General features: G+C 66.9%; 19 protein-coding genes and 1 tRNA gene. 5 read left to right on the top strand and 15 right to left on the bottom strand.

Annotated features, from left to right (window positions below):
- Positions 1-6: 6 nt before the first annotated feature.
- From epsF to ACWCIA_RS09275, 7 genes are all read right to left on the bottom strand, one after another.
- Positions 7-1,416: a chain length determinant protein EpsF gene (epsF, locus tag ACWCIA_RS09305; RefSeq protein ID WP_454162612.1), complete on the bottom strand. Its 1,410-nt coding sequence runs from the start codon at positions 1,414-1,416 to the stop codon at positions 7-9.
- Positions 1,417-1,431: 15 nt separating this feature from the next.
- Positions 1,432-2,220, bottom strand: a complete 789-nt coding sequence (epsE, locus tag ACWCIA_RS09300; protein WP_454162610.1) for a polysaccharide export protein EpsE — start codon at positions 2,218-2,220, stop codon at positions 1,432-1,434.
- Between the two features lie 43 nt (positions 2,221-2,263).
- Entirely contained in the window at positions 2,264-3,313 is a 1,050-nt protein-coding gene (locus ACWCIA_RS09295) for an EpsD family peptidyl-prolyl cis-trans isomerase (RefSeq protein WP_454162891.1), read from the bottom strand.
- A 204-nt stretch (positions 3,314-3,517) separates the two neighbouring features.
- On the bottom strand, positions 3,518-4,492 hold the full coding sequence (gene fcl, locus ACWCIA_RS09290; RefSeq protein ID WP_454162608.1) for a GDP-L-fucose synthase: 975 nt from the start codon (positions 4,490-4,492) through the stop codon (positions 3,518-3,520).
- 335 nt (positions 4,493-4,827) lie between these two features.
- A complete protein-coding gene (locus tag ACWCIA_RS09285) occupies positions 4,828-6,210 on the bottom strand; it encodes an undecaprenyl-phosphate glucose phosphotransferase (protein ID WP_454162606.1) in 1,383 nt (460 codons plus the stop codon).
- 9 nt (positions 6,211-6,219) lie between these two features.
- Complete coding sequence (gene epsL, locus ACWCIA_RS09280) at positions 6,220-7,416, bottom strand: XrtB/PEP-CTERM-associated polysaccharide biosynthesis outer membrane protein EpsL (RefSeq protein ID WP_454162604.1); 1,197 nt, start codon at positions 7,414-7,416, stop codon at positions 6,220-6,222.
- Positions 7,417-7,840: 424 nt separating this feature from the next.
- A complete protein-coding gene (locus ACWCIA_RS09275) occupies positions 7,841-9,757 on the bottom strand; it encodes an ATP-binding cassette domain-containing protein (RefSeq protein WP_454162602.1) in 1,917 nt (638 codons plus the stop codon).
- Positions 9,758-10,016: 259 nt separating this feature from the next.
- Here ACWCIA_RS09275 and ACWCIA_RS09270 point away from each other — a divergent pair.
- From ACWCIA_RS09270 to ACWCIA_RS09260, 3 genes are all read left to right on the top strand, one after another.
- Positions 10,017-10,091: transfer RNA gene (locus tag ACWCIA_RS09270), tRNA-Arg, on the top strand.
- A 369-nt stretch (positions 10,092-10,460) separates the two neighbouring features.
- A complete protein-coding gene (locus tag ACWCIA_RS09265) occupies positions 10,461-10,628 on the top strand; it encodes a hypothetical protein (RefSeq protein ID WP_454162600.1) in 168 nt (55 codons plus the stop codon).
- Positions 10,629-10,747: 119 nt separating this feature from the next.
- Positions 10,748-11,380 (top strand): DedA family protein, encoded by a 633-nt coding sequence (locus ACWCIA_RS09260; RefSeq protein ID WP_454162598.1) that lies wholly within the window; start codon positions 10,748-10,750, stop codon positions 11,378-11,380.
- Positions 11,381-11,390: 10 nt separating this feature from the next.
- On the opposite strand, the gene ACWCIA_RS09255 is transcribed toward ACWCIA_RS09260, so the two are convergent.
- The 5 genes from ACWCIA_RS09255 to ACWCIA_RS09235 all read right to left on the bottom strand — a co-directional run bounded on the left by ACWCIA_RS09255 (position 11,391) and on the right by ACWCIA_RS09235 (position 20,011).
- On the bottom strand, positions 11,391-12,071 hold the full coding sequence (locus ACWCIA_RS09255; protein ID WP_454162596.1) for a response regulator: 681 nt from the start codon (positions 12,069-12,071) through the stop codon (positions 11,391-11,393).
- 65 nt (positions 12,072-12,136) lie between these two features.
- Complete coding sequence (locus ACWCIA_RS09250; RefSeq protein WP_454162594.1) at positions 12,137-16,384, bottom strand: two-component regulator propeller domain-containing protein; 4,248 nt, start codon at positions 16,382-16,384, stop codon at positions 12,137-12,139.
- A 189-nt stretch (positions 16,385-16,573) separates the two neighbouring features.
- Positions 16,574-18,349, bottom strand: coding sequence for a gamma-glutamyltransferase (ggt, locus tag ACWCIA_RS09245; RefSeq protein ID WP_454162592.1), 1,776 nt, complete (start codon positions 18,347-18,349; stop codon positions 16,574-16,576).
- A gap of 100 nt (positions 18,350-18,449) precedes the next feature.
- Positions 18,450-19,208 carry a 3-hydroxyacyl-CoA dehydrogenase gene (locus ACWCIA_RS09240; RefSeq protein ID WP_454162590.1) on the bottom strand — a complete coding sequence of 253 codons (759 nt, stop codon included), beginning with the start codon at positions 19,206-19,208 and terminating at the stop codon, positions 18,450-18,452.
- A 149-nt stretch (positions 19,209-19,357) separates the two neighbouring features.
- On the bottom strand, positions 19,358-20,011 hold the full coding sequence (locus ACWCIA_RS09235) for a hypothetical protein (RefSeq protein WP_454162588.1): 654 nt from the start codon (positions 20,009-20,011) through the stop codon (positions 19,358-19,360).
- Positions 20,012-20,209: 198 nt separating this feature from the next.
- Here ACWCIA_RS09235 and ACWCIA_RS09230 point away from each other — a divergent pair, with 198 nt between their 5' ends.
- A complete protein-coding gene (locus ACWCIA_RS09230) occupies positions 20,210-21,532 on the top strand; it encodes an acetyl-CoA hydrolase/transferase family protein (protein WP_454162587.1) in 1,323 nt (440 codons plus the stop codon).
- A 36-nt stretch (positions 21,533-21,568) separates the two neighbouring features.
- Here ACWCIA_RS09230 and ACWCIA_RS09225 read toward each other — a convergent pair whose 3' ends face one another.
- Positions 21,569-21,763 (bottom strand): DUF1059 domain-containing protein, encoded by a 195-nt coding sequence (locus tag ACWCIA_RS09225; RefSeq protein ID WP_454162585.1) that lies wholly within the window; start codon positions 21,761-21,763, stop codon positions 21,569-21,571.
- Positions 21,764-21,857: 94 nt separating this feature from the next.
- On the opposite strand from ACWCIA_RS09225, the gene ACWCIA_RS09220 reads away from it, so the two are divergent.
- A complete protein-coding gene (locus ACWCIA_RS09220; RefSeq protein WP_454162583.1) occupies positions 21,858-22,373 on the top strand; it encodes a DsbA family protein in 516 nt (171 codons plus the stop codon).
- A 288-nt stretch (positions 22,374-22,661) separates the two neighbouring features.
- Here the strand turns inward: ACWCIA_RS09220 and ACWCIA_RS09215 are convergent, their stop codons facing one another.
- Positions 22,662-24,854 (bottom strand): sodium-translocating pyrophosphatase, encoded by a 2,193-nt coding sequence (locus ACWCIA_RS09215; RefSeq protein WP_454162581.1) that lies wholly within the window; start codon positions 24,852-24,854, stop codon positions 22,662-22,664.
- A gap of 291 nt (positions 24,855-25,145) precedes the next feature.
- A complete protein-coding gene (adk, locus tag ACWCIA_RS09210; protein ID WP_454162579.1) occupies positions 25,146-25,802 on the bottom strand; it encodes an adenylate kinase in 657 nt (218 codons plus the stop codon).
- Positions 25,803-25,987 lie beyond the last annotated feature (185 nt).

The raw sequence follows: 25,987 nt of genomic DNA, 5'->3' as shown, positions 1-25,987 counted from the left end.
CTCCGTTCAGTTCAGGCGCAAGGGGCGGCGCGGCCCGATCAGTGCGCGCAGGCCGCCGCGCGGCTGCGGCGCCCCCCATTCGATGGTGCCGAGCACCGGGATGCCGAGCAGTTCCTGCAGGTCGCCGCCGGAGCGCACCGGACGGTGCAGGAGTTCGAGCAGCAGGGCCAGCCCGAGCCCGAGCACGGTGCCGAGCAGGATGGCCACCAGCGTATTGAGCAGCACGCGCGGACCGGACGGCTCGGCCGGCGCCACCGCCGGGTTGAGCACGGCGATGTCGGACTGTTCGGCCTGGGCCTCGATGCGGGTCTGCGAAAAGCGCCCGCTGGCGGCGTCGAAAGCGCGCTGCGCGCTGTCGAGGTCTTTCAGCAGCACGCCGAGTTCGTCGCGCGAACGGTTCAGCTCGAGAATGCGGGTCTTTTGCGCCGCCAGCGCGGCGCGCAGTTCGGCCTCGCGCTGGCGCAGCACCTGGGCGTTGCCGCCGACACTCCTCGACACCGTGCCGAGCGCGGCGTTGAGGTCGGCGCGCATCTTGTCGACCTCGGCCCGCGCCGCCTGGTACTGCGGGTGGTTGCTGCCGTAGCGGGCCGCGCTCTCGGCCAGCTTGGCCTCGCCCGCCGCCAGCGCCACGCGCAGGTTCTGGATCAGGGGGTTGTTCGCCACGTCGGGGGAATTGACGGATGCGCCGCCGGCCATGCGCTCGCGCGAGGTCGCCTCGAGCGCAGCGGCCTGTGCCGCCACCAGCTGGCTCGACAGGTCGGCCAGGCGCGCCAGCTCGACGTCCACCCGGTTGTTGTCGAGGCTGACGATGCCCTTCTCCTGCTGGTACTTCGACAGGCGTGCCTGCGCGGTCTCGACGTTGTCGCGCAACTGCTTCGTCTGTTCGTTGAAATAGGACGCTGCCTTCTTCATCGGTTCGGTCTTGAGCTGGACGCTGGCGTTCTGGTATTCCTCGGCAAACGCGTTCGCGACGGCGGCCGCGAACGCGGGGTCGGCGCCTTCGAAGCTGATCTCGACAACGCTCGACTCGCGCGCCGGCTTGATGTCGAGCTTGCGCAGCAGCAGCTCGGCCAGCCAGTCGCGCACCGTGCCCTTGCCGTCGGTCGCCTCCTGGAACTGTTCGATCACGACGGGATTGGTCGACAGGCGCAGGCGGTCGACCACGCGCAGTGCCACGTTCCTGCTGCTGATGATGTCGATCTGGGTCGCCATGTAGCCCGGCAGCAGCTGGCCCGGCATGGTCAGGCCCGTCAGCGGGTCGACGCCCTTGTAGTTCAGCAGGACCGACGCTGTCGCGGTATAGGACCTGCCCTGCACCAGGCTCCAGCCGAGCGCGAGCAGGACGGTGGCGAACAGCGTCGCCAGGATCAGCCGCCTGCGGGCGCGCAGCAGCATCAGGAATTGACGGAGGTTCATGGCGGCACCGGGCGGTCAGAACCAGCTTTCGCGCACGGTGATGACGTCGTCGACCAGCACCGGGTCGGTCGCCTTGGCCTCGAGCGTGACGGCGCGCCCGTCGGCGTTGCGGCGGGTGATGCGCATGCCGTTGTCGCTGCCGCGCGGGGTCAGGCCGCCGCCGGCCGAGATCGCCTGCTGGACCGTCATGCCGCGCTCGATGCGGAACGCTCCCGGCCGCTGCACCTCGCCGGTGACGTAGGCGCGCGGGGCCCGCTCGACGTAGATGATGTCGCCGCCGGCGACCTCGACGTCCTTGTCCAGCTCGCCCTTGCGCACCATGTCGACCACGTCGATCGTCTCGCGCACGGTCTTGCCGTCGCGGGTGCGCACCAGCGTGATGAGGTCGCTTCCTTCGGGGTTGACCCCGCCGGCCATCGCCAGCAGGTCGAGCGCCTTGCGCCGCCCTTCGACGGGGTAGCGCCCGGGCCGGTTCACCTGGCCCAGCACCGATACCTGCTGGCTCGCCAGCGTGGTGATGAGCATGTTGACCTCGGCCTTCTTGAGATAGCCGCCCTTTTCGAGCAGGCTGCCGATTTTCTTCTCCGCCTCCGCTACCGGCAGCCCGCCGACACTCACCTGGCCCAGCAGCGGGAAGGTAATCGTCCCGCTTTCGCTCACGCGGGTCTCGACCGACAGGTCGGGGCTGCCGTACACCGACAGGCGTACCACATCGCCCGGTCCGAGCAGTACTTCGGCGGCGCCGGCCATGCCCGCGCCCAGGGCCAATACAGCCGCGGCAATCCAGTGTGCAAATGCTTTCATGATTACTCCTGTTGACGTCGCTTGTATGCCTGTTTCCGTATGCTTACTTCAGGCCGGAGACACCACGCTCGACAGCGGCGCGCTCGGCGGCCGCGTCATCGGGACCCGGCTTGACGTTGCCGCCTCCTCCAGCATCGACGGCCGCAGGCGATGCAGTCCCACCCGCACCCGCGCCTGATGCAGCACCTGCGCCGGATGCACCCGCGCTTGCGCTGGACGTGGCTGCACCTGCGGCGGTCGCGCCGGGCCCGCCCGCGCGCGGCGTCGTCATGCTGGCCGGCGCCGCCCTGGCGCCCTGCGCCAGGTCCTGGTTCACGTATTCGATCTTTGCCGTCTTGCGCAGCCGCTCGACCTCGGCCGCCGCCACTTCCTTGTGCTTCTTGGTCGCCAGGAACTGCGTGATCTGGGGCGCCGCCACACTCAGGGGCAAGGGCGCATCGCTCACCTCGGCAATCGACAGCAGCATGGCGCGCTCGCCTTCCCTGACGCTGAACAGCTGCCCCTTTGCCATGGCCAGCAGTTTCTTCGACAACTCGGGGTTGAGGTCGGCAGTACTGCGCGTGACCTGGGCGCGGCCGTACTTGATGTCGTGCGCGTCGAGCCAGACGGCGACCTCCTCCAGCGAACGCGCGCTGTCGGCGGCGGCGCGCAGTTCGGGCGTCAGGTCGCCCGCCGCGATGACGAGCTGGTTCAGACTGAACTGCTTGCGCTTTTCGAAGAATTCCGGATGCTCCTTGTAATAGGCTTCGACCTCGGCCGGCGTCGGCCGGGCCACGTTGGCCAGCCGCTTCTGCATGTAGGCCTGGGCCACGATGAGCGCACGGGCGCGTTCAATCGCCCCGATGACTTTCGGGTCGCGGTCCAGCTTTTCCTGGAGCGCTGCATGCTCGAGCAGTTCACGGTCGATCAGTCCCTGCAGCAATTGCTTGCTGGCCTGTTCCTGACGCGCCGCAGGCACGCCCGCGCGCTGCAATTCCTCGTTCAGCTGCAGCACCGTGATTTCTTCGCCGTTGACGTTCACCAGCGCCTGCCCCGGTTTGGTGGGCGGCGCCTTGTCGCCGCAGCCGGCCAGCACGCATGCCGCCAGCAACACAAACAAGAACGTCCGCAAGTACGTCCGCAACGGCGTCCGCACGGACAACAGCCAAGCCGGCAAGGCCGGCAAGCTCGCTGCCCCGCGCAGTTCCGGCCTGTACCCGCCCGCCCCGCCCGATGTCCACACCATGTTCACCATACGTCTCCGATCATGAAAAGAAGCGACCCGCCCTGCGCCCTGGTTGCCGGCCTGCAGGCCGTCTTATGCTGTTGCGTCTGCGACCTGCCTTGCAAGAAACGCCGCGTAGGCCCGGTGCAGGCCTTCGCGCAGCGGCGTGCCGGCGCTCCAGCCGAGAGCGCGCAGTTTCGATACGTCGAGCAGCTTGCGCGGCGTGCCGTCCGGCTTGGTGGCATCGAAGACGATGCGGCCCGTGAAGCCGACGACTTCGCTCACGAGGTGCGCAAGTTCGTGGATGCTGACGTCGGTGCCGCTGCCGACGTTGATATGCGAGTGCATCGGATCGGTGACCGCCCGGTAGCGCTCCGGCGGAAGGTCCATCACGTGCACGCTGGCCGCGGCCATGTCGTCGACGTAGAGAAATTCGCGCATCGGCTTGCCGCTGCCCCAGATCACGACTTCGGCCGCGCCGTCGGCCTTGGCTTCGTGGAAGCGCCGTACGAGCGCCGGAATGACGTGGCTGTTCTGCGGGTGGTAGTTATCGCCGGGACCGTACAGGTTGGTCGGCATGACGCTACGAAAGTCGGTGCCGTACTGCCGGTTGTAGCTCTCGCACAGCTTGATGCCGGCGATCTTGGCCACCGCATACGGCTCGTTGGTCGGTTCCAGGGCGCCGTCCATCAGGTATTCCTCGCGGATCGGCTGCTGCGCGAGGCGCGGATAGATGCAGGAGGAACCGAGGAACAGGAGGCGCCCGACGCCGGCGCGCCAGGCCTCGTGCACGACGTTGGCCTGCACCATCAGGTTGTCGTAGATGAATTCCGCGGGATAGGTGTTGTTGGCGTGGATGCCGCCCACGCGGGCCGCGGCCAGGTAGACCTGGTCGATCCGTTCAGCGCGAAAGAAAGCGCGTACCGCGGCCTGGTCGGTGAGTTCGAGCTCGTCGTGGGTGCGGGTCACGATGTTCGTGTGGCCGCGGGCACGCAGCACACGCATGATCGCCGAACCGACCAGGCCGCGATGGCCGGCAACATAAATGCGGGGGTCTGGATTGTTCAACGGTTCACTCCCATTGTGTGAGGTGGAAACCATGCGGTGCCGCTCGTCGGTGCCGGGCTGGATGGCGCGGCGCGAGGCGATGTCGCCGTGACGTCGCTGTTCTGCCGCTGTGACGCCTGTGTTGCAGCGCTGCAGCGTTACCAAAATCGTTAAGCCAGCATCGACAACGCCGCTGCAAGCGTACCTGTCGCGCCTTTCCTGCCGCTTGACTCGCGTCGAGGGTTTTTGGGGAACTAAAAAGGCCGTATCAGGACAATGCTAGGCGCCGGCCTGCCCGCGCACGGCAGGCGACTGCATCGCGCGGAGGCGTTTAAGCCGGCGTTAAGCGGTTCGCTTCAAAACGCGTTCTCTCGCGTCAAAATGACGCGGATTGTCTTCAAAATGATCCACAGGTCCAGCCACACCGACCAGTTGCGCAGGTAGTCGAGGTCGAACTGGATGCGCGCTTCCATCTTGTCGAGGGTCGCGGTTTCGCCGCGCAGGCCGTTGACCTGGGCCCAGCCGGTGATGCCGGGCTTGACCTTGTGGCGCAGCATGTAGCCCTTGATCAGTTTTCGGTATTGCTCGTTATGGGCAACGGCATGCGGACGCGGCCCGACGATGCTCATGCTGCCCTGCAAGACGTTGACGAATTGCGGCAATTCGTCGAGGGAGGTGCGGCGCAGGAAGCGGCCGACCGGGGTCACGCGCGGATCGTCCCTGCGTGCCTGGACGATGGTGCCGCCGTCGTCGAGCACGCGCATCGAGCGGAATTTGTAGACCAGGATTTCCTCGCCATACAGGCCGTAGCGGCGCTGGCGAAACAGGACCGGCCCCGGCGAGGTGCATTTCACGGCCACCGCGATTGCCAGCATCAATGGCGCCAGCGCAACCAGGATCAGGCTGCCGAGCACGATGTCGCTGGCGCGCTTGATCATGCTGTTCAGGCCCATGAACGGTGTTTCGCAAATGGCGATGACCGGCATGCCGCCGACGTTGTCGAAGCGCGCCTGCATCAGGTCGAACACGTACACGTCGGGCAGGAAATATACCGAGGCGGTGGTGTCCTGCAGCTCGTCGATCAGTTGCCGGATGCGCGGCTGGGCGGAAATCGGCTGGCTGATGAAGATCAGCTTGATGTTGTGCGTACGGACGTACTGGCTCAGTTCCGCCATCTTGCCCAGCATCGGGTGACGCAGGCCGGGCGGATGGCGGCTGCCGGCGCGGTCGTCGAAAAACCCGTGCACCTGCATGAACAGGTTCGGGTGGCGCTCGCAGATGCCGGCGAACTTGACGCCGACCTCGTTGGCGCCGACCACGACCACGGAGCGCACTTCGCGGCTGCGGTCGGGCCGTCCGGCGGCGCGGCGCACGACGATGTGGCTGGCCAGCAGGGTGGCCGGCGTGGCGATGATCCAGGCCAGCAGCACGCGCTCGTCGTAGAAGTATTTGAGGCCGCTGGCCGAGCCGAGGAAGTACAGCACGCCGATGGTGACGCACCAGCCGAACACGATGTCGCGCGCGTAGGCCAGCATGCGCCCGCTGCGCCAGGTGCGGTAGGGGTCGATGTGCTGGTAGACGGCCGAGGAAATGAAGAAGGCGAGGATCATCAATACCAGCGAATAGCCGGAAAACGGCTCCTCGAAGGCCACCGAGGACACGTACAGTGCCCCCATGATGATCAAGGGATCAAGCACGCGCTGGAAAAACGAGATGATCGGGATGTCGTTGACCATCAATCGAAGGAATCAGAACTGTGCGCTGGCGTTGATCGCGACGGTGTTGGCCTTGAAGTTGCCGATCCCGAGCACGGGCGAACCGCCACGCCGCTGGTGTACGAAGCCGGCCGACAGCAGGATCTTGCGCCTGACGGCCCAACTCGCTTTCACGCTTGCCGTGCGCAGCGAGTCTTCCAGCCCGCCGGCGGCGTCGAAGCCGGCGCGCGGGTTGTAGTTGCGGCGCTCGTAGACCGCGTCGGCGTCGACCCGGACCTTGGCGCTCGCGTTCCAGGTGGCCCCGAGGCTGAGGCCCTTGTTGAGCGTGTAACTGACCACCGTGCTCTCGAGCGGGGCGAAATCGCGCCAGGCCGAGGCGCGGTAGACGAAGGCGCCGCGCGGCACATACAGCGCGGTAATGCGCCCGTTGGCGCCGCTCGTGCGGCCGCTGCCGAAGGATGGTTGGCTGCGCCGCGCGTAGCCCGCCAGTGCCTGCACCGTGAGGGCCCCTCCTGCCTTCCAGTCGACGCGCGCCTTCAGTTCGTCCTGGGTGAAGTCGTCGGTCAGCAGGGTTTGCAGGAAGGGGCGCCGGTTCGGATACTCGCCTTCGATGCGGCGCAGCACCAGGCCGACGGTGCTGCCGCTGCGCGCCAGGTAGCGCCCTTCCAGCTCGAACACGTCCTCGGTGCGGTCGTTGTACGACTGCACGGCCAGTTCGTAGTCAAAGCGCTCGCGCGACAAGGCCGTGCGCGCCTCCCAGCGCGGATGGAGCTTCCATGCGCCTTCGAAAAAGCCGCGGCGCTGCTCGCGCAGGTTGCGCTCGTTGCTTCGGAAGTCGGTGTACGGCGCCAGAGTTTGCACGTAGGTCGCGCCGAGCTGTCCATTGAAACGGTTGCCGAGCTGCCAGTGCCAGGTGGCCTGCACATCCTTGCCGTCGTAGTCGAGCTGGCGGAAATGGTCGAACTTCACCTTCGACAGCTTGGCCACCGCGAGCAGGCGCTGGCGCCGGTAGCTCTTGTCGTAGACGGCGCCGAATTCGGTCGTGATCCAGGAGTCGGCGCGGCGGTTGTCGAAGGCCGGCGCGTCCTCGGGGATGCGCAGCAGGTTGTCGTCGCGCGCCCAGCCGATGCGGCCGTACAGGTCGAGCTCGGTGCCGGGGATCGCGCAGGCCGGCATGGACACGACGGCGCCGACCAGGAGGGCGAACGGATGCAACCGAATTCTCGACATGGCGTTTGTCTTTCAAAGGCAATGCGCTGTTCAGAGGACGATACTGACCAAAAGCGGGATATCAAGCCTGCGCTACATCAATGCGTGCGGGCTGGCGCGAGGCGGCCACGGAGGCTGCGATGGCGCGCGCCGCTGCTTCATGAGTGGCTAGGGATGAGACTCGGGGCGATACGCCTGAGTTCCGTGAGGGGAGTTGATGTACCGGGGGAGGTGCGATCGAAGGGGTGCTAAGCTTGTTGCGGTGATGTGCGGGAGCCGGGAACAAAGGTGCGGCGTGTCATGTGCCGGTTGAACGCGTGGACGGCGCCGGCGCCCCACGAATGCGACCTGCAGGGTGGAGCCGTCCACCCTACGGGCCGTATCGATGAGAACGGCTCCGTGGACGATGCGACGCCATGGGTTCGTTGCCCGTGGCGCCGGAGGATTACCCTTCGCCGCGCGAGCGTGCCTCGATCCGTTCCCAGCGGTCGAGCAGTTCGAGCAGCTGCTCGTCGATCTCGGCGTAGCGTTCGTTGATGCGGCGCGCGTCGCCCGGGCTGTTCTTGTAGAAGTCGGGCGAATTGAGTTGCGCCGTGATGGCCGACTGCTCGTCCTCGAGCAGGGCGATCTGCTTCGGCAGTTCCTCGAGTTCGCGCTGTTCCTTGTAGCTGAGCTTGACCTTTTTCGGCGCCGCAGTGTCGGCCGGAGCGGCCTCGGCGGCCTTGGCCGGCGCCGGCTTGGCCGGGCTTGCCGCCGGCTGCGGCGCGCTTGCCTTGACGCGTTCCCAGTCGCTGTAGCCGCCGACGTATTCGCGCCACAGGCCCTGCCCTTCGGCGACGATCACCTGGGTCACGACGTTGTCGAGGAACATGCGGTCGTGGCTGACGAGGAAAACGGTGCCGGTGTATTCCTCGAGCAGCTCTTCCAGCAGCTCCAGGGTATCGATGTCGAGGTCGTTGGTCGGTTCGTCGAGCACCAGGCAGTTGGCCGGCTTGGCGAACAGGCGCGCCAGCAGCAGGCGGTTGCGCTCGCCGCCGGAGAGCGATTTCACGGGCGAACGGGCGCGTTCCGGCGCGAACAGGAAGTCGTTCAGGTAGGTCATCACGTGCTTGCGCTGGCCGTTGATCTCGACCCAGTCGCTGCCCGGCGCGATGGTGTCGGCCAGGCTGGCTTCCTCGTTGAGCTGGGAGCGCATCTGGTCGAAGTAGGCCACGTTCAGTTTCGTGCCCAGGCGCGTGGTGCCGCTGTCGGCCTTTTCCTCGCCGAGGATGATCTTCAGCAGCGTGGTCTTGCCGGCGCCGTTCGGGCCGATCAGGCCGACCTTGTCGCCGCGCAGGATGGTGCCCGTGAAGTTGCTGACGATGACTTTCTCGCCAAACGATTTGGACACGTTTTCCAGCTCGGCGACGATCTTGCCGGAACGTTCGCCGGTACCGACGTCGAGCTTGATCTGGCCTTGCGTATCCCGGCGCGCCTGGCGCTGCAGGCGCAAGGCTTCCAGGCGCCGCACGCGGCCCTCGTCGCGGGTGCGGCGCGCCTGCACGCCCTTGCGGATCCAGACTTCTTCCTGCGCCAGGAACTTGTCGAACTTCGCGTTCTCGACTTCCTCGTTGGCGAGCAGCTCGCGCTTGCGTTCCTGGTAGGTCGAGAAATTGCCGGGGAAGGACAAGAGCTTGCCGCGGTCGAGTTCGATGATGCGGGTGGCGACGTTGTCGAGGAAGCTGCGGTCGTGGGTGATGAACAGCACCGAGCCGCGGAATTCGCGCAGCAGGCCTTCGAGCCACATGATGGACTTGAAGTCGAGGTGGTTGGTCGGTTCGTCGAGCAGCAGCACGTCCGGCGCCGAGACCAGTGCCACGGCCAGTGCCACGCGCTTTTGCATCCCGCCCGACAGCGTGCCCATCTTTGCTTCGGCCGAAAGGCCAAGGCGGTCGAGGGTGGTATCGACCTTGTTGCCGAGGTTCCAGCCATCGGTGGCGTCGAGCTTGACCTGGATGACGTGCATGCGTTCCATCAGGGCATCGTCGTCGCCCTGGCCGAACTGCCCGGTCAGGGCCTCGTATTCGGCCAGCATGCCTTGCAGCTCGCCCATGCCGGCGGCCACCGCGTCGAACACGGTCGACTCGGGGTCGAAGGTTGGCTCCTGCTCGACATAGGCGATCTTGATGCCCTGCTGCATGACGAGCAGGCCGTCGTCGAGCTTGAAGCGGCCGGCAATGGTTTTCAGCAGCGAGGATTTGCCGGTACCGTTACGGCCGATCAGGCCGATGCGCTCGCCGGTTTCGAGGGAGAAGTCCGCGTGGTCGAGCAGCGCGACGTGACCGAACGCGAGTTGCGCGGACGAGAGGGAAATGACAGCCATAATCTGTGTGAACGAGCCGGCCGCGCATGCCTGGACGGGCTTGCGGCGCAGCGGGGATGTGAAAGAAGCGCCCATTGTACCGATTGCGGCACGCATACCAGCAACTAAGCTTCAACTAAGCTTCCAATTAACGCGCTTTCCTCGGCTATAATTGCAGTCGGTTCACGATACCGGCCTGCTCAGCGATACATGCAGGGTCCGCTCGCCGAACTGCAGGCCCGGCCTGCGTTACCGTGCCGCCACCGGCAGCACATGCGTCCTCCCCGTAGCACAATGGATAGTGCACATGCCTCCTAAGCGTGGGATACTGGTTCGATTCCAGTCGGGGGGACCAACCACTTGGTCATCCAGGACCCGGATGAGCGCAACGCTCCCCTTCCGCCTGCGTTACCCGCCCTTTCCGCACCCGTTGTCCACATTTCCCGTAAGTCACTGACAGTACGCGCCGCCGTGCGCTGCGGCTTGTCTTTCGCGCGCCGAAACTGCTGCCAACCAGCAGCATTGCCCGCCGATTGTGAATTTACTCTAAGCAAGATATAGTGTTCTTTTACGCAACATTATTTCCTAGACGGTAGCAAACCGCCAGGGATCGAACGACCTTCATTTTCCTCCTTACCGCCCAAGCCCACGTCCTGCCGCCGAACCGACGACTGTCGTCCCTTCGCTTCCACAGCCAGGCTTGCGCATCACCCGTACCAGCAACATGAGCAACCTCAGCGACATCCAGCACATCAGCGACACCCTCGACACCTGCGCGCCCACCGAGCGCGCACCGGCACCCGTCAATGGCTATCCCCTGCTGGGCCTGGCGCTGATCCTGGCGAGTGCCGCCCTCACCTGCGGCGGGGCTTATTATCTGCTGATGGGCTGAAATGCCCCGCGCCAGGCGGCCGTAGCGGAGCGCTGCGGGTTTTTCCTGGATGCATCGTGCCGTCCACGGCCGCGGGTCCGGTATATGATCGCCAAACCTGTGCTTGCCTGGAGAGTGCGATGTTCGAGTTCATTACCGGGTTCCTGGAAAAGAGCGGCTACCTCGGCGTCTTCGCGCTGATGGCCCTGGAAAACATTTTCCCGCCCATCCCGTCCGAGATGATCATGCCGTTTGCCGGCTTCGTCGTCGCCCGCGGCGACCTGAACCTGGTTGGTGTTTTGCTGGCCGGCACGGCCGGTTCGGTGGCGGGCGCCCTGCCCTGGTACTACGCGGCCAAGGTGTATGGCTGCGAGCGGCTCAAGCGGCTGGCCGAACGCCATGGGCGCTGGCTGACCATCGATCCCGAGGACATCGACCACGCGCTTGACACCTTCAAGCGCCACGGACGCATGACCGTGATGTTCGGGCGCCTGATTCCCGCCGTGCGCACCCTGATTTCGGTGCCGGCGGGCCTGGCGGACATGTCGCTCGGACGCTTCCTCCTGTATTCAGGCATCGGCTCGCTCGCCTGGACCGGCATCCTGATGGCGGCCGGCTTCCTGCTCGAAAACAAGTACACCGAGGTCGCGAAATACGTCGATCCGGTCTCGAAAACCATCTTCGGCGCCCTGCTCGCTTGGTACCTGTACCGCGTGATCACCTACCGTACGCCGGCGAAGACGGAGAAGCCCAGCGAACAGGAGGTGCGCTGACGCGCAGGCGCTAGTTGCCTGACGCCAGCAATCCGGCCTGGCGGGCCACGGCCTCGCGTGCCGCGGCCAGGGCATGTGCCGCCACTGCCGGACGCGGCGCCGCCTCCGCATGCGCCAGCCGGGCGGCGGCGCCATGCAGACCAAGGGTGGCGCAGCCGCCGCGCAGCCGGGCCAGGCGTTCGGCGGCCTGCCTGGCGTCGCCCTGCGCCAGCCATGCCGCGACCGCCGGGCCAGCGTCGAGCAGCTGGCGGTCGAGCGCGTCGAGGTAGAGCGCCAGGCGGCCCGCGTCGATGCCGAGCCGGCGCGCGCTGGCCGCCGGGTCTTCGTCCGCTTCGAGCGCCATCAGGTGCGGGCGCAGGCTGTCGATCCGGAAGGGTTTGAGCACGTAGCCGTCCGCCCCGAGGGCGCCCGCCTCCTCGATGGTCGCGCCGTCGTTGGCCGCCGAGACCAGCACGAAAGGCATGCCGGCCAGCCCGGGATGCGCCTTGACGCGCGCCAGCAGCTCGGTGCCCGACAGCCGCGGCATGCGCAGGTCGCAAAAGGTGATCGCGGGACGCAGCCCGTCCTCCAGCTGGCGCCAGGCGTCCAGGCCGTCCTCGGCCTCGAGGATCTCGTACTTGCCGCAGCTGTCGACCAGATGCATCAGCATCATGCGCGACACCACGTCGTCGTCCACCACCAGCACCTTCATCGCATTCCTTCAGGTTTCTGTGCTTCGTTTATTGCTCTGAAGAACATTATACGGAACTCCCGGTCTCAGGCGGGAAGCTGCTCGATGCTGGCGAGCAGGTTCTCCAGGCCCGGCAAGGCGTCCCTGACCTCGGCCAGGCGGCCGGCGTCGGCCGCTTCCTCGAGCCGGGCGCACAGCGCCACCAGTTCGGCGGCGCCGAGATGGCCGGCGCTGCCGCGCAAGCCGTGCAGGACGCGTCCCGCCGCCTCGGGGTCGCCTGCTTCGAGCGCGGCGCGCAGGTCGGCGCGGCGGCGCGGCAGGTCGGCGGCGAAGGCGGCGCGCAGATGCCTCTGGAAGGCGGCGCGGCCCGGCACGGGCAGCACGGGCGCAGCATGGACGGCGTCGTCCGGCGCCGTGATGCCGAACATGGCGTCGAGCTCGGCGGTGCTGGGCGGACGCGCCGTCATCCGGGGCAGTTCGATCCCGCGCTGCAGCTGGCGCTCGATCGCCCGGCTCAACTGGAAGTGCAGCGCCGCCTCGTCGATCGGCTTGGTCAGGAAAGCGTCCATGCCGCAGGCGAGATAGCGGTCGCGGTCCTCGTCGCTGGCATTCGCGGTGAGCGCAACGATCATCAGGTGCTGGTCGAGCACCGTGGCGTCGAGGGTGCCGCCGGCGCGGATCAGGCGGGTGGCAGTGGCGCCGTCGATTTCCGGCATGCGCCCGTCCATCAGGACGATGTCGTAGCGCGTGCGCGCGCAGGCCGCCACCGCCAGCGCGCCGTTGTCGACGATGTCGATCTCGTGCCCCATCTCCTCGACCATCATGCGGGCGATGATCTGGTTGGTGGCGAAGTCCTCGGCGCACAGCACGCGCAGGCGGTGCGTGTGCGGCGTGCGTGGCGCGTGCTCGACGGTCGGCGGCTCGACGCCGTCGAGCAGCGGCAGCACGAAACTGAAGGTGCTGCCCTCGCCCACGCGGCTTTCGACGCCGATCGAACCCTGCATCAGCTCGACCAGCTGGCGGCAGATGGCCAGCCCGAGCCCGGTGCCGCCGTAGCGGCGCGTGGTGGTGGCGTCGGCCTGCTCGAATTTCTGGAACAGGCGCGGCAGCGCGCTCGATTCGATACCGATTCCGGTGTCCTCCACCGAAAAACGTATCATGTGCGGCGAATCGGGGGTTCCCCCCTGCGCCTGGTCCTCGGGCCGGCGCTCGACCCTGAGCGTCACCATCCCCTGCGGCGTGAACTTGAAGGCGTTGCCGACCAGGTTGATCAGGACCTGGCGCAGGCGCGTCGGGTCGCCCACCACGAAGCGCGGCAGGTCGTCGTCGAGCTCGATCGCGAAACCGACGCTGTGGGCGGCGGCCTGCTCGGCGAACAGCCCGACCACGTTCTGGATCGCCGCGTCGAGTGCGAAGTCGATGTTTTCGATGCTCAGCTTGCCGGCCTCGATCTTCGAGAAGTCGAGCAGATCGTTGATGATCGCCAGCAGCGACTGGGCATTGGCCTGGCCGCGCACGATCTGCTCGCGGGTCCCCTCGCGCAGGCGCTCGTCGCGCAGCGCAAAGCCGAGCATGCCGATCACGCCGGCCAGCGGGGTGCGCATCTCGTGGCTCATGTTGGCCAGGAATTCGGATTTCTGGCGCGCCGCATCCTCGGCGCGCTGCTTGGCCAGGCGCAGGCGCTGCTCGTTCTCGTAGAGGGCGCGGTTGGCATCCGCCAGCTCGACCGTATTGCGCCGCACTTCGCGCTCGCGCTCGCGCAGCTCCTCGGTCTGGCGTTCCAGCAGGCGGTTCTGCAGCGCGATCTCCTCGGTGCGGGCGCCGACCTGGCGCTCGAGACGCGCCTTCTGGCGCGACAGGCCGCGCACGCGCAGCGCGTAGGCTGCATAGCACAGGCCCGCCACCAGCAGCAGCGCGCCGGTGCGGAACCACCAGGTGCCCCAGGCCGGCGGTTCGATCGTGATCGCCAGTTCGGCCGGGGTGTCGCTCCAGACGCCGTCCTTGTTGGCCGCACGCACCCGGAACACGTAGTGCCCCGGATCGAGGTTGGTATAGGTGGCGAAGCGCTTGCCGGCGTCGGCCTGGACCCAGCCCTGGTCGAAGCCTTCGAGCTGGTAGGCGAAGCGGTTGCGCTTGGGGGCGGCATAGTGCAGCGCCGAGAATTCGAGCGAGAACACCGAGTGCTCGCTCGACAGGGTGATGGCGCGCGCGCTTTCCACCGGCCCCGCCAGCAGCTGCGGATACGCGGTTTGCACCGGACGGTTGAAGACCTGGATGCCGGTGATGACGGCGCGCGGCGCCACGCCGTTGTCGCGCAGCGCGCGCGGGTCGAAGGCGGTGATGCCGTTGAAGCCGCCGAAGTACAGGGTGCCGTCCGAAGCGTGCAGGGCCGAGCCGTCGAAGTAGGCGCCGTCGATGGTGCCGTCCGCCCCGCTATAGCTGCGCCAGCGGTTGCGGGCCGGGTCGAAGCGCGACAGGCCGGTGGTGGTGCTGATCCAGATGATGCCGTCGCGGTCTTCCAGGATCGAGGCGACCGAGTCGTCGACCAGGCCGTCGCGCGTACTGTAGCGCACGAAGCTGACCGAGCCGTCGGCGGCCGTGATCATCTTGTTCAGGCCGGCGGCGGTGCCGACCCAGATGTTGCCGGCCCGGTCTTCCAGTAGCGCATGGATTTCGTCGTGGCTGAGGCTGCTCGGGTCGTAGGCGTCGTGGCGGAAGTGGCGGAAACGTTTATTCGTACGGTCGAGCAGGTCGAGGCCGTTGAACGAACCGACCCAGATCCGGCCGCGCCGGTCTTCCAGCACCGGGCGCACGATGTTGTCGGACAGGCTGAACTGCCGGCTGGGGTCGTGGGTGTAGGATTCCAGCGCGCGCGTGCGCGGCTCCAGGCGGTGCAGGCCGCCGCGGGTGGCGATCCAGACCGCGCCGTCGCGCCCGAGCGTCATCGCGCGCACGTTGTTCGCATTGATATTACGAGGCACCAGCACCTGGCGCGTGAAGCGCCCCGCCGCGACGTCGAAGCGGGTGATGCCGGTGCGCCCACCGATCCAGACGATGCCGTCGCGGTCGCGCACGACGGCGTTGACCGAGCCGTCGATCAGGCTGTTTGGATCGTTGGGGTCGTGGCGCCAGATGCGGTACGCGTTCTCTTTCGGCTGCGCCGGGTCGTACAGCTGCAGGGTGTTGGCCGAGGCCAGCCACAGGCGGCCGCTGCCGTCCTCGGCGATGCCGCGCACGCGGTTGTCGGCCGGCACACCGGGACCGTCGTGCTCGCGCACGATGCGCGCAAAGCCGCCGCTGCCGAGGTCGACGCGCGAGACGCCAGCATACCAGGTGCCGACCCAGAAGGTGCCGAGACGGTCGCGGTAGAGCGAGGTGATGTGGTCGTCCGCCAGGCTGTTGCGGTCGGTCGCAACCTTGCGGTGCGCTTCGAAGCGGCCCTGCTTCGCGTCCCAGCGGTAGGCGCCGTCGTCGTGGGCGCCGGCCCAGACCTGGCCGTGGCCGTCGTCGTAGAGCGTGGACATCCAGACCCGTGGAATCCCCTCCGCCGGGCCGAAGTAGCGCCGCTTGCCGGTATCGGGACCCGACAGCGGCATCCGTTCCAGGCCGTCGAGCAGGCCGATCCACAGGGTGTCGGCGGCATCGACCAGCAGCGCCTGCACCGGCGGCCGGCGGCCGGCGCCGCCACGATGGTGCTCGAAGTGCCCGGTCGCCGGGTCAAAACTGTCGAGGCCGCCCTCGTTGCCGATCCACAGGCGGCCGCGCTTGTCGAGGGCCAGCGTGAGGATCTCGTCGCTCGACAGGCTCTGCGGGTTGCCGGGAACGTGGTGCCAGGTCGTGAAGCGGCCCTGTGCGATGTCGAAATGCTGCAGGCCGTCGGCGGTGCCCACCCACAGGCCGTCCTTGCGGTCGTCGACGATGGCGCGCACGTGCAGGTTGCCGTTGCCGCGCCGGGCCGGCTCTTCCGGCAGGTAGTGACGGAAGCCCCCGGTTGCCGGGTCGTAGCGCGCCAGGCCGCCGTCGGTACCGATCCACAGGCGCCCTTTCGGGTCCAGGTGCAGCACCTTGACCCAGTTGTTCGGGAGCGTGGTCGGGTCGCCGACGACGTTGCGGAAATTGACGAAGCGGTAGCCGTCGAAGCGCGACAGCCCGTACTGGGTGCCGAACCACATGAAGCCGTCGGGGTCCTGGACCATCGAAAACACCGACTCCTGGGCCATGCCGTCCTCGACGCTGAGGTGCTCGAAACGCAGGGTCGGCGCCGGTGCGGCCGCGGCCGGCGCGGCAAGGCAGCCGGCCAGCGCCAGCAGCAGGGCGAACAGCAGTGTCTTCATGGGGCAGGCAGGGCCGGTAGGGATACGGCGAAGCCCTGCCCCTGCGCTGGCCGCGCGGGCAATAAAACAGGCCGGAAGCGGCATGCACCACTTCCGGCCAGCGTCGATCCGGGGTTTCGTTTGCTGTCCACACCATAAGGTTAGCAAACAAAATCGACCAAGAGGGGATTTATTGCCTTTCGGCTAGCCTCAGTCGCCTTTTGCAACCCCTTCGCGTCGCGGATCCGCACCACCGAACCACCATGGCTCGCCGTGGATGGGCAGGCGCATGATGCCGTGCAGCCCGGAATTCTGCTCGCTCTGGCGCACCGCATGGCCGCGCGCCTTCAGGGCGTCGACGGTCGCCTGCGGGAAGCGCGCCGCTTCCAGCTCGGTCGGCCCGTTGCGGCTGCCAAAGTTCGGCAGGGAAATCGCCTGCTGCACGTTCAGGCCCCAGTCGAGCGTGCCGACCAGGACTTTTGCAACGTAATTGATGATGGCCGGGCCGCCCGGGGAACCGACCGCCAGCACCAGCTTGCCGCTCTGCTTGTCGAACACGACGGTCGGCGACATGGCGCTGCGCGGGCGCTTACCCGGCTCGACCCGGTTCGCGATCGGCCCGTTGGCGTCGCGCGAATCGAAGGAGAAGTCGGTCAACTGGTTGTTCAGGATGAAGCCGCCGACCATCTGGCGCGACCCGAAGGCGTCTTCGACCGTGGTCGTCATCGACAGGCCGGCGCCATGGCCGTCGACCACCACCAGGTGCGAGGTCGACGGGGTTTCGATGGCGTTGTCCTTGCCCCAGGCGACTTCCATGCCGGGCGGCGTGCCGGCCGGCGCTTCGCCCATCGAGCGTTCCTTGATCAGGCCGGCGCGCTGCGCGAGATAAGCCTTGTCGATCAGGCTGGGCACGCCGCGGCCGGGCAGCGGCACGAAATCGGTATCGGCCGCGTAGCGATTGCGGTCGGCATAGGCGAGGCGCCCGACTTCGGAGAACAGGTGCACGGCATCCACGCCCGGCACGCCGTCGGCTGGGGCCAGCCTGGCCATGTCGCGGTTCTCGAACATGCCCAGCATCTGGGCCACCGCGATGCCGCCCGAGGATGGCGGCGGCATGCCGCACACGGTATAGACGCGGTAGTCGCTGCACACAGGCTCGCGCAGCTTGGGGCGGTAATTCGCGATGTCGGTACTGGTCAGCAGGCCGGGGTTGGTCGGGTGCGACTTGACCTTGGCGGCGATGTCGCGCGCGATGTGGCCTTTGTAGAAGGCGTCGGCGCCGCCGTGCGCGATCTCGCGCAGGGTTTTCGCCAGCGCAGGATTTTTGAGGACATGGCCGACCGGCCAGGGCTTGCCGTCCTTGTCGTAGAAATAGCTGGCCGCCGTGGGGTCCTTGCGGATGTGGGCGTCCCAGGTCAGCAGGCCGTTCAGGCGCGCGCTGACGGGGAAGCCGCGCTCGGACATGCGGATCGCCGGCTCGAACAGCGTCTTCCATGGCAGCTTGCCGTGTTGCTTGTGCGCCAGCTCGAGCATGCGCAGCACGCCGGGCGCGCCCACCGAACGCCCGCCGACGACGCCGGCCGTGCGCGAGAGCGGCGTGCCGTCCGGGTTCTGGAACAGGTGTTCGTTGGCGGCCATCGGCGCCGTCTCGCGGCCGTCGAAAGCCTGCACCTTCTTGCCGTCGTAGTGCATGAGGAAGGCGCCGCCGCCGATGCCGGAGCTTTGCGGCTCGACCAGGGTCAGCATCAGCTGGGTGGCGATCGCCGCATCGATGGCGCTGCCGCCCTTCTTCAACATCTGGTAGCCAGCCTCGACGGCGAGCGGATTGGCGGCGGCCACCATGTACTTGCGGGCGGCCCAGCCGCTTTTTTCGGCGTAGCCGGTGGCGATTTCGGGGGCGCGCTGGGCGACCTCCTGGACCAGGGCCGGCGCGGCGCCCGCGAGCAGCAGCGCAGTGGCGCAGGCAAGCATCTTCAATTTGATCATCGGGTCTCCAAAAGCAAAACGGGCGTGCGCGGCAAGCAGCCGTGCACGCCCGGTAACCCTGGCATCCTACATCAAATTGTCAGGTGGCATATTCCTGCGATTACTTCGGCTGCATGCGGATCGCCCCGTCCAGGCGGATCGTTTCGCCGTTGAGCATGACGTTTTCGATGATCGCCTTGGCGAGGTGGGCGTACTCCTTCGGCATGCCGAGGCGCGGCGGGAACGGGACCATCTTGCCGAGCGAGTCGCGCACTTCCTGCGGCATGCCCATCAGCATCGGGGTTTCGAAAATACCGGGGGCGATCGTCATCACGCGGATGCCGCTGCGCGCCAGGTCGCGCGCCATCGGCAGCGTCATGCCGGCCACCGCCGCTTTCGAGGAGCCGTAGGCGGCCTGGCCGATCTGGCCGTCGAAGGCCGCGACCGAGGCGGTGTTGATGATGATGCCGCGCTCGCCGTACTCGCCTGCTTCCGTGTTGCCCATCGCTTCGGCGGCCAGGCGCGACATGTTGAAGGTGCCGACCAGGTTGATGTTCACGGCGCGCTGGAACACGTCCAGCGGGTGCGGTCCGTCCTTGCCGACGGTCTTGACGGCCGGCGCCACGCCGGCGCAGTTGACCAGGCCGCGCAGCGTGCCCATGCCGACCGCCGCGGCGACGACCGCCTTGCCGTCTTCCTCCGAGGTGACGTCGCACTTGACGAACTGGCCGCCCAGCTCGGCCGCCAGCGCGGCGCCCGCTTCGGCCTGCACGTCGGCGATGACGACCTTGCCGCCCGCTTCGGTGATCATGCGTGCGGTGGCCGCTCCCAGGCCCGACGCGCCGCCGGTGACGATGAACACATTATTCTGAATTTGCATGGTTTTCCTTTGTTGTCCCGTTGTGCCTTCGTTTTGACGTTTACGTTAACGTCAACGCGCAGGATTGTAGCGAACTTTTACGGGAAAAAACCACGATTGTCTTAAAAGCATCGCGGAACGGGCGTTCCGCCGGGGGTGTGCCTAAGCGTTCAGAAGCATTGCATCGTGTTGCCGGTGCGGGTGCAGAGGCGGCCGGCATTGTTCACCGCCGCGTTGCCGACGCCGGTGTTGTAGGTGCCGCCGGCGGTGTCGGTGCAGGTGCCGCCGAGGCAGCTGTTGATCTGGGCCGGGCCGGCGACCGCCGGCACCGGTTGCGGCGGCGGCGGCGCGGCGGGCGGCAGCGGTGGGCTGGGCAGCACTTCCGGCACGCTGGCGATGCGCTGTTCGACCGAGCGGCGCGGTTTGCGGGCCGCCTGTTTCTTCGCCGGCTTCTTTGCTTCCGGCTTGGCGAGGTCGACCGGCTGCGGCGCCGGCCGCGCCGACGGATCGACTTCCTGCTGCCGGTTCATCGGCTGCGCGCCGGCCTTTTCTTCCTGGGCTTGCGGGCTCTGTTCGGGCTGGGCACCGGGTTCGGAACGGGTCGTCTGCGGGTGCAGCACCGGCCCATAGCTCGGCCCGGTCGCGGCCGGCGGGCGCTGCTGGGCGGCAGGCGTGTGCGGCGCGGCCTGCTGCCCGCTCGCGTGCGTACGCTCCTGGGTACGCTGCGGCGCCTGCCCGGCGGCGGTGCTGGCGGCCAGCACGGCGAGCAGGGCCAGCGCGATCTGCGCGACCCGAAGCGGTTTCGGATGTTTGGCGTGCTTCATGATGGACCTCCATGCAGCGGATTGGCACTAGGCCGATGGCCCGATTATCTGCCCGCAGGGGCGGCGATGGCGCGCGCTTGTGCCCGGCCTTCGTGTTGTCGTCATGTACGTGTCAGCTTGGCGCGTTACGCTGGCCGCACAAGCAGGCACGCTGCCCGCACCGAGGGCATGGCGGCCATCACAAGGATGGAGACGGCAATGCAGACGAAGCACCAGCAAAACGAGACGACATACCAGGCGGCCTACCAGGCAAAACGCGTCGGCGCGATCGACGCCCTGGCGCAGCTGCGCGACAACGACATGATCATCGTGCCGACCGGCGTCGGCGAGCCGCCAGCCCTGCTCACCGCGCTCTCGAACGAGCGCACGCGCTGGCGCGGCATCCGCGTAGCGCAGATCCTGGCGATGCGCAAGTACGGGTATTTCGACCAGGACAGCGCCCACCACGTGCGCCACGCGGCCCTGTTCTTCGGCGGCGCCTCCCGTGCCAGCGGCCAGGGCGGCTGGTGCGATTTCATCCCGAACTATTTTTCCGAGATCCCGGTCCTCATCGAACGCGGCCTGATGCCCTGCGACGTCGTGTTCGCCATGGCCTCGAGCATGAATGCGCAGGGTTACTTTTCGCTCAGCCTGGGCACGGACTACACGATGGCGGCGATCGCCCGCGCCCGCGTCGTGGTGCTGGAAGTCAATCCCAACGTGCCCTTCGCGCACGGACAATGCCACGTCCACATTTCGCAGGTGACGGCGCTGGTCGAGAGCACGGACCCGATCCTGGAGGTCGGGCTCCCAAACATCGGCCCGGTGCAGGAGGCGATCGGCAAGTACGTGGCCGACATGATCGAGGATGGCTCGACTTTGCAGATCGGCTACGGCGGCATCCCGGACGCGGTGGTGATGCAACTGACCGGCAAGCACGACCTGGGCGTGCACACGGAGATGATCGGCGACGGCATCCTGCGGCTGGTCGAATGCGGCGCGGTGACCAACCGCCGCAAGACCTTGTTGCCCGGGAAGATGGTGGCCACCTTCGCCCTCGGCTCGCGCCGCCTGTACGAGTTCATGCACCACAATCCGATGCTCGAGATGCACCCGTCGAACTTCACCAACGATCCGTATATCGCCGGGCAAAACGACAAGCTGATGTCGATCAACGCCAGCCTGCAGGTCGATTTGCTGGGACAGTGCGGCAGCGAGAGCATCGCCCACCTGCCCTATTCCGGCACCGGTGGCCAGGTCGATTTCGTGCGCGCGGCCAACCGCTCGCGCGGCGGCAAGTCCTTCATCGTGCTGCCTTCGACTGCCAAGGACGGCACCATCTCGCGCATCGTGCCGACGCTGACGCCGGGCACCCACGCGACGACCAGCAAGAACGACGTCAACTACGTGGTGACCGAATTCGGCGTGGCCCAGCTGCGCGGCAAGTCGGCCAAGCAGCGCGCACAGGAGCTGATCGCGATTGCCCACCCGGACTTCCGCGGGCAGTTGCGCGAGGAGGCGAACAAAATGTGCGTGTTTTAATCGCGGCGTGACGGCGCCGCCTGTGGGGCGCTGCCGTCACTCCGGCGGACGGCCCTCGTGCATCGTGCCTTTCAGCTGCTGGCGCAATTCCGGTGTGTCCCGATGCCCGTGGACGCTCACTGCATGCTGGACCGCCACCTCCATCAGTTCCTGTTCGCTGTCGGCCGCAATGGTGACCGAGCACTTCGTGTCGCTCGGAAACTCGCGGCAATCGATGTATTTGCGTGCCATGATGACCTCCTGTCGCGTGGCTCTGGCTTCAGTGTAGGCAGGCGCCGCGCATCTTCAAGCTGACAACACGATCGGAGGAAAGATGGATGAAAGGATGGCTATCGCAGAGCACGACCACGTGCGCGGCGACAAGGACGCGGAGGTGGTCCTGATCGAATATGCGGACTTCCAGTGCCCCTACTGCGCCAGAGCGCACCGGGCGCTGACGGAGCTGCAGCGCCGCCACGCCGGGCGCCTGACGCTGGTGTATCGCCACCTGCCGCTGACGGACCTGCACCCCTTCGCCCAGCCGGCGGCGGAAGCGGCCGAGGCCGCGGGCACGCAAGGCAGGTTCTGGGAGATGCACGACGCGCTGTTCGAGAACCAGGGCATGCTCGACGAGGACGCCCTGCCGGCCGTCGCCGCCAACCTGCAGCTCGATGGGCGGCGCTTTCGCAGCGAGTTCGAAGACGGCCGGCACCGTGCCCGGGTGCAGGCCGACGTCGAGCAGGCGCATGCCTTGGGTGCGAGCGGCACGCCGACTTTCTTCATCAATGGCGAGCGCTATCAGGGGGATTCGGATCACGCCTCGCTGGCGGCGGCGATTGACAAGGCGTTGGGTGGTGCATGAGACGCCAAGGCGGGTTGATCCCGGCCTTGGAAACGCACGCGTCGTGCGGGCATCGAGGCCTGGAGCCTGATGCCGGTCGATGAAGCCCATTTGCTGAGCCCAGGCAGCATGGGTGTGCAAGGGTTTCCAAACGCGTGGAGTCGGGAGGCTCGGCGCCCCCCTCACACCCTACGCATCGCGCTAGATGTAGGGTGGAGCGGGCGGCGAACCGCTCCTGACTCCACGCGTTTTTTCACCCTACGATATGCGCCGCTGGAAACTCTGATGAAACCAGCGCCGCAGCGGCATTTACTGCTGCGCCCGCCCCGCTTCGACCGCCACGGTCGTCGCAGCGGTCGAGGCCGCCGCCGGGCCCGCCACGGAGGCGCCCGCGGGCTGCACGACCTGGTGCGCAGGCCGCTTGAGCTGGGCGATCTGCGGCTCGGACATCGAGATCCAGCCCGCGGCCGGCAGCAGCGGCACCAGCAGCAGCGCCACGATGTTGATGATCTTGATGAGCGGGTTGACCGCCGGGCCGGCCGTGTCCTTGTAGGGGTCGCCGACCGTGTCGCCGGTGACGGCCGCCTTGTGCGTGTCCGAGCCCTTGCCGCCGTAATGGCCGTCCTCGATGTATTTCTTGGCGTTGTCCCAGGCGCCGCCGCCGGTGGTCATGGAAATCGCGACGAACAGGCCGGTGATGATGGTGCCCATCAGCAGCCCGCCCAGCGCGGCCGGTCCCAGCAGCATGCCGACCGCGATCGGCACGATGACCGGCAACAGCGAGGGCAGCACCATTTCGCGGATCGCCGAGGCGGTCAGCATGTCGACCGCCTTGTGGTACTCGGGCTTGCCGGTGCCGGCCATGATGCCGGGGATGTCGCGGAACTGGCGCCGCACCTCGACCACCACCGCGCCCGCAGCGCGCCCCACCGCTTCCATCGCCATCGCCCCGAACAGGTAGGGGATCAGGCCGCCGATGAACAGGCCCACGATCACCATCGGGTTGGAGAGCTCGAACACGATCGACTTGCCGACCGAGTCGAGCGCATGGGTGTAATCGGCGAACAGGACCAGGGCCGCCAGGCCGGCCGAGCCGATCGCATAGCCCTTGGTGACGGCCTTGGTCGTGTTGCCCACGGCGTCGAGCGGGTCGGTGATCGCGCGCACCGCGTCCGGCATGCCGGCCATTTCGGCGATGCCGCCGGCGTTGTCGGTGATCGGCCCGTAGGCGTCGAGGGCGACCACGATGCCGGCCATCGACAGCATGGACGTGGCGGCGATCGCGATGCCGTACAGGTGGCCCAGCTGGTAGGCCACGAGGATGGCGATGCAGACGGCCAGCACCGGGTAGGCGGTGGACTTCATCGACACCCCGAGGCCGGCGATGATGTTGGTGCCGTGGCCGGTGGTCGATGCTTCGGCAATATGGCGTACCGGCTTGAATTCGGTGCCGGTGTAGTACTCGGTGATGTAGACCATCAGGCCGGTGAGCACGATGCCGACGATGGCGCAGCCGAGCATGGCGGCGCGCATGGCTGGGTCTTCCCAGACCAGCCAGGTCACCACGACAAAGCCCAGCAGCGACAGCCCGGCGGCCCACCACAGGCCCGTGTACAGCGCCGACATGATCTTGCGTCCGGGCCGCGCGCGCACCATCGAGCAGCCGACGATCGAGCCGATGATCGAGACGGCGCCCAGCAGCAGCGGATAGAGCATCGCCTCGCCGACGCTGTCGCTCACCACCAGCGCACCGAGCAGCATGGTGGCGATCAGGGTGACGACGTAGGTTTCGAACAGGTCGGCCGCCATGCCGGCGCAGTCGCCGACGTTGTCGCCCACGTTGTCGGCGATCACGGCCGGGTTGCGCGGATCGTCCTCGGGAATGCCGGCTTCGACCTTGCCCACCAGGTCGGCGCCGACGTCGGCCCCTTTGGTGAAGATGCCGCCGCCCAGGCGCGCGAAGATCGAGATCAGCGAGGCGCCGAAGGCGAGGCCGATGAGCGGCTCGATGACGTCGTGGCGGGTTTGCGTCGCGCTGCCACCATCGGCGTTGCTGGTGAGGTACCAGTAGAACAGCGTCACGCCCAGCAGGCCGAGGCCGACGACGAGCATGCCCGTGATCGCTCCGCCCTTGAAGGCGACGCCGAGCGCCTCGTTCATGCCGGTGGCGGCCGCCTGGGCGGTGCGCACGTTGGCGCGGACCGAGACGTTCATGCCGATGAAGCCGCAGGCGCCCGACAGGACGGCGCCGGCGAAGAAGCCGAGCGCGGTCATGGGACCGAGCAGCGCGTAGATGGCGATGAGCAGCACCAGGCCGACGATGCCGATGGTGCGGTACTGGCGCCCGAGATAGGCGGAGGCGCCCTCCTGGATCGCGTGCGCGATGTCCTGCATGCGCGTGTTGCCGGCGTCCTGGCGCAGGATCCAGGCGCGCGCCCAGAGTCCGTAGATGACGGCGATGACGCCGCACGCCACGGCGAACGTGAGAAAGTTTGCTGCCATTTCGTCCCCTTAGATTTTGATCAAGTATTCACAACCACACATTGAAAGACCCTTCACCTCTTCGGCGAAGCAGTCTGCCTCACTGCGTACTGCACCACTTTGATTCAAACCATTCGTGCTGGGGGCGCCTGACAAAGACTCTATGGCGGCGTTGCATTCGTCTCGCCGTACTGGCGTACTGTCTTCGACGATGTCGCTTCCCCCTTGGGGATTGCCCTAGAGCCTTTGTCAGGCGCCCCCGGATGTCATCCGGGGCGAAAAAAAAGCGGACATCGCTGTCCGCTCCTGGCCTTACTCGGAGAGCGCGGCGAAGGCCGCGTCACGTACTTGTTCGACCGGTCCCACGCCCGTGATCTTGCGGTACTTCGGGGCGCCGGGCAGGCCCGACTGGGCCCAGTTGTTGTAGTAGCCGAGCAGGACCTCGGTCTGGTTGTGGTAGACCGCCAGGCGCTTCTTGACGGTTTCTTCCTTGTCGTCGTCGCGCTGGACCAGCGGCTCGCCGGTGACGTCGTCGGTGTCGGCGACCTTCGGCGGGTTGAATTTGGTATGGTACACGCGGCCCGAGGCCGGGTGCGAGCGGCGGCCGCTCATGCGCTCGACGATCATTTCGTCGGGCACGTCGATTTCCAGCACGTAGTCGACGTTGATGCCGTTGTCCTTCATGGCGTCGGCCTGCGCGATGGTGCGCGGGAAGCCGTCGAACAGGTAGCCGTTGGCGCAGTCTGCTTCCTTCAGGCGATCCTTCACCAGGCCGATCATGATGTCGTCCGACACCAGGCCGCCCGCGTCCATTACTTTTTTCGCCGCCAGGCCCAGCTCGGTGCCGGCCTTGATCGCCGCGCGCAGCATGTCGCCGGTGGAGATCTGCGGGATATTGTATTTTTCCTTGATGAAGTTAGCCTGGGTGCCTTTACCGGCGCCAGGCGCTCCTAACAGAATGAGACGCATGAAGATTCCTAAGACAGATGTTAAAAATTTTATTGGACAGCTTGAAAAACCTGAGCGTGTTGCACTGTGGATAAAACCACTGGCATGAGAGTGTTGTCGTTCGCTACGGTTTTGCGAGCTGCCCTATTGTGTTGGCAGCGAATTGCAATTGATGCATATCTGATCACCTTGGTACGAAACTTACC

The organism is Massilia sp. SYSU DXS3249, from assembly GCF_053668055.1.
The sequence above is the reverse complement of the archived record's forward strand: the minus strand, read 5'-3'. Positions and strand labels throughout refer to the sequence as shown.

Bases quoted from the DNA above. Each gene is read 5' to 3' on its own strand.
- epsF (WP_454162612.1), bottom strand. From the start codon at position 1,416: ATGAACCTCCGTCAATTCCTGATGCTGCTGCGCGCCCGCAGGCGGCTG.
- epsE (WP_454162610.1), bottom strand. From the start codon at position 2,220: ATGAAAGCATTTGCACACTGGATTGCCGCGGCTGTATTGGCCCTGGGC.
- epsL (WP_454162604.1), bottom strand. From the start codon at position 7,416: ATGTCGAGAATTCGGTTGCATCCGTTCGCCCTCCTGGTCGGCGCCGTC.
- ACWCIA_RS09275 (WP_454162602.1), bottom strand. From the start codon at position 9,757: ATGGCTGTCATTTCCCTCTCGTCCGCGCAACTCGCGTTCGGTCACGTC.
- ACWCIA_RS09265 (WP_454162600.1), top strand. From the start codon at position 10,461: ATGAGCAACCTCAGCGACATCCAGCACATCAGCGACACCCTCGACACC.
- ACWCIA_RS09260 (WP_454162598.1), top strand. From the start codon at position 10,748: ATGTTCGAGTTCATTACCGGGTTCCTGGAAAAGAGCGGCTACCTCGGC.
- ACWCIA_RS09255 (WP_454162596.1), bottom strand. From the start codon at position 12,071: ATGAAGGTGCTGGTGGTGGACGACGACGTGGTGTCGCGCATGATGCTG.
- ACWCIA_RS09250 (WP_454162594.1), bottom strand. From the start codon at position 16,384: ATGAAGACACTGCTGTTCGCCCTGCTGCTGGCGCTGGCCGGCTGCCTT.
- ggt (WP_454162592.1), bottom strand. From the start codon at position 18,349: ATGATCAAATTGAAGATGCTTGCCTGCGCCACTGCGCTGCTGCTCGCG.
- ACWCIA_RS09240 (WP_454162590.1), bottom strand. From the start codon at position 19,208: ATGCAAATTCAGAATAATGTGTTCATCGTCACCGGCGGCGCGTCGGGC.
- ACWCIA_RS09235 (WP_454162588.1), bottom strand. From the start codon at position 20,011: ATGAAGCACGCCAAACATCCGAAACCGCTTCGGGTCGCGCAGATCGCG.
- ACWCIA_RS09230 (WP_454162587.1), top strand. From the start codon at position 20,210: ATGCAGACGAAGCACCAGCAAAACGAGACGACATACCAGGCGGCCTAC.
- ACWCIA_RS09225 (WP_454162585.1), bottom strand. From the start codon at position 21,763: ATGGCACGCAAATACATCGATTGCCGCGAGTTTCCGAGCGACACGAAG.
- ACWCIA_RS09220 (WP_454162583.1), top strand. From the start codon at position 21,858: ATGGCTATCGCAGAGCACGACCACGTGCGCGGCGACAAGGACGCGGAG.
- ACWCIA_RS09215 (WP_454162581.1), bottom strand. From the start codon at position 24,854: ATGGCAGCAAACTTTCTCACGTTCGCCGTGGCGTGCGGCGTCATCGCC.
- adk (WP_454162579.1), bottom strand. From the start codon at position 25,802: ATGCGTCTCATTCTGTTAGGAGCGCCTGGCGCCGGTAAAGGCACCCAG.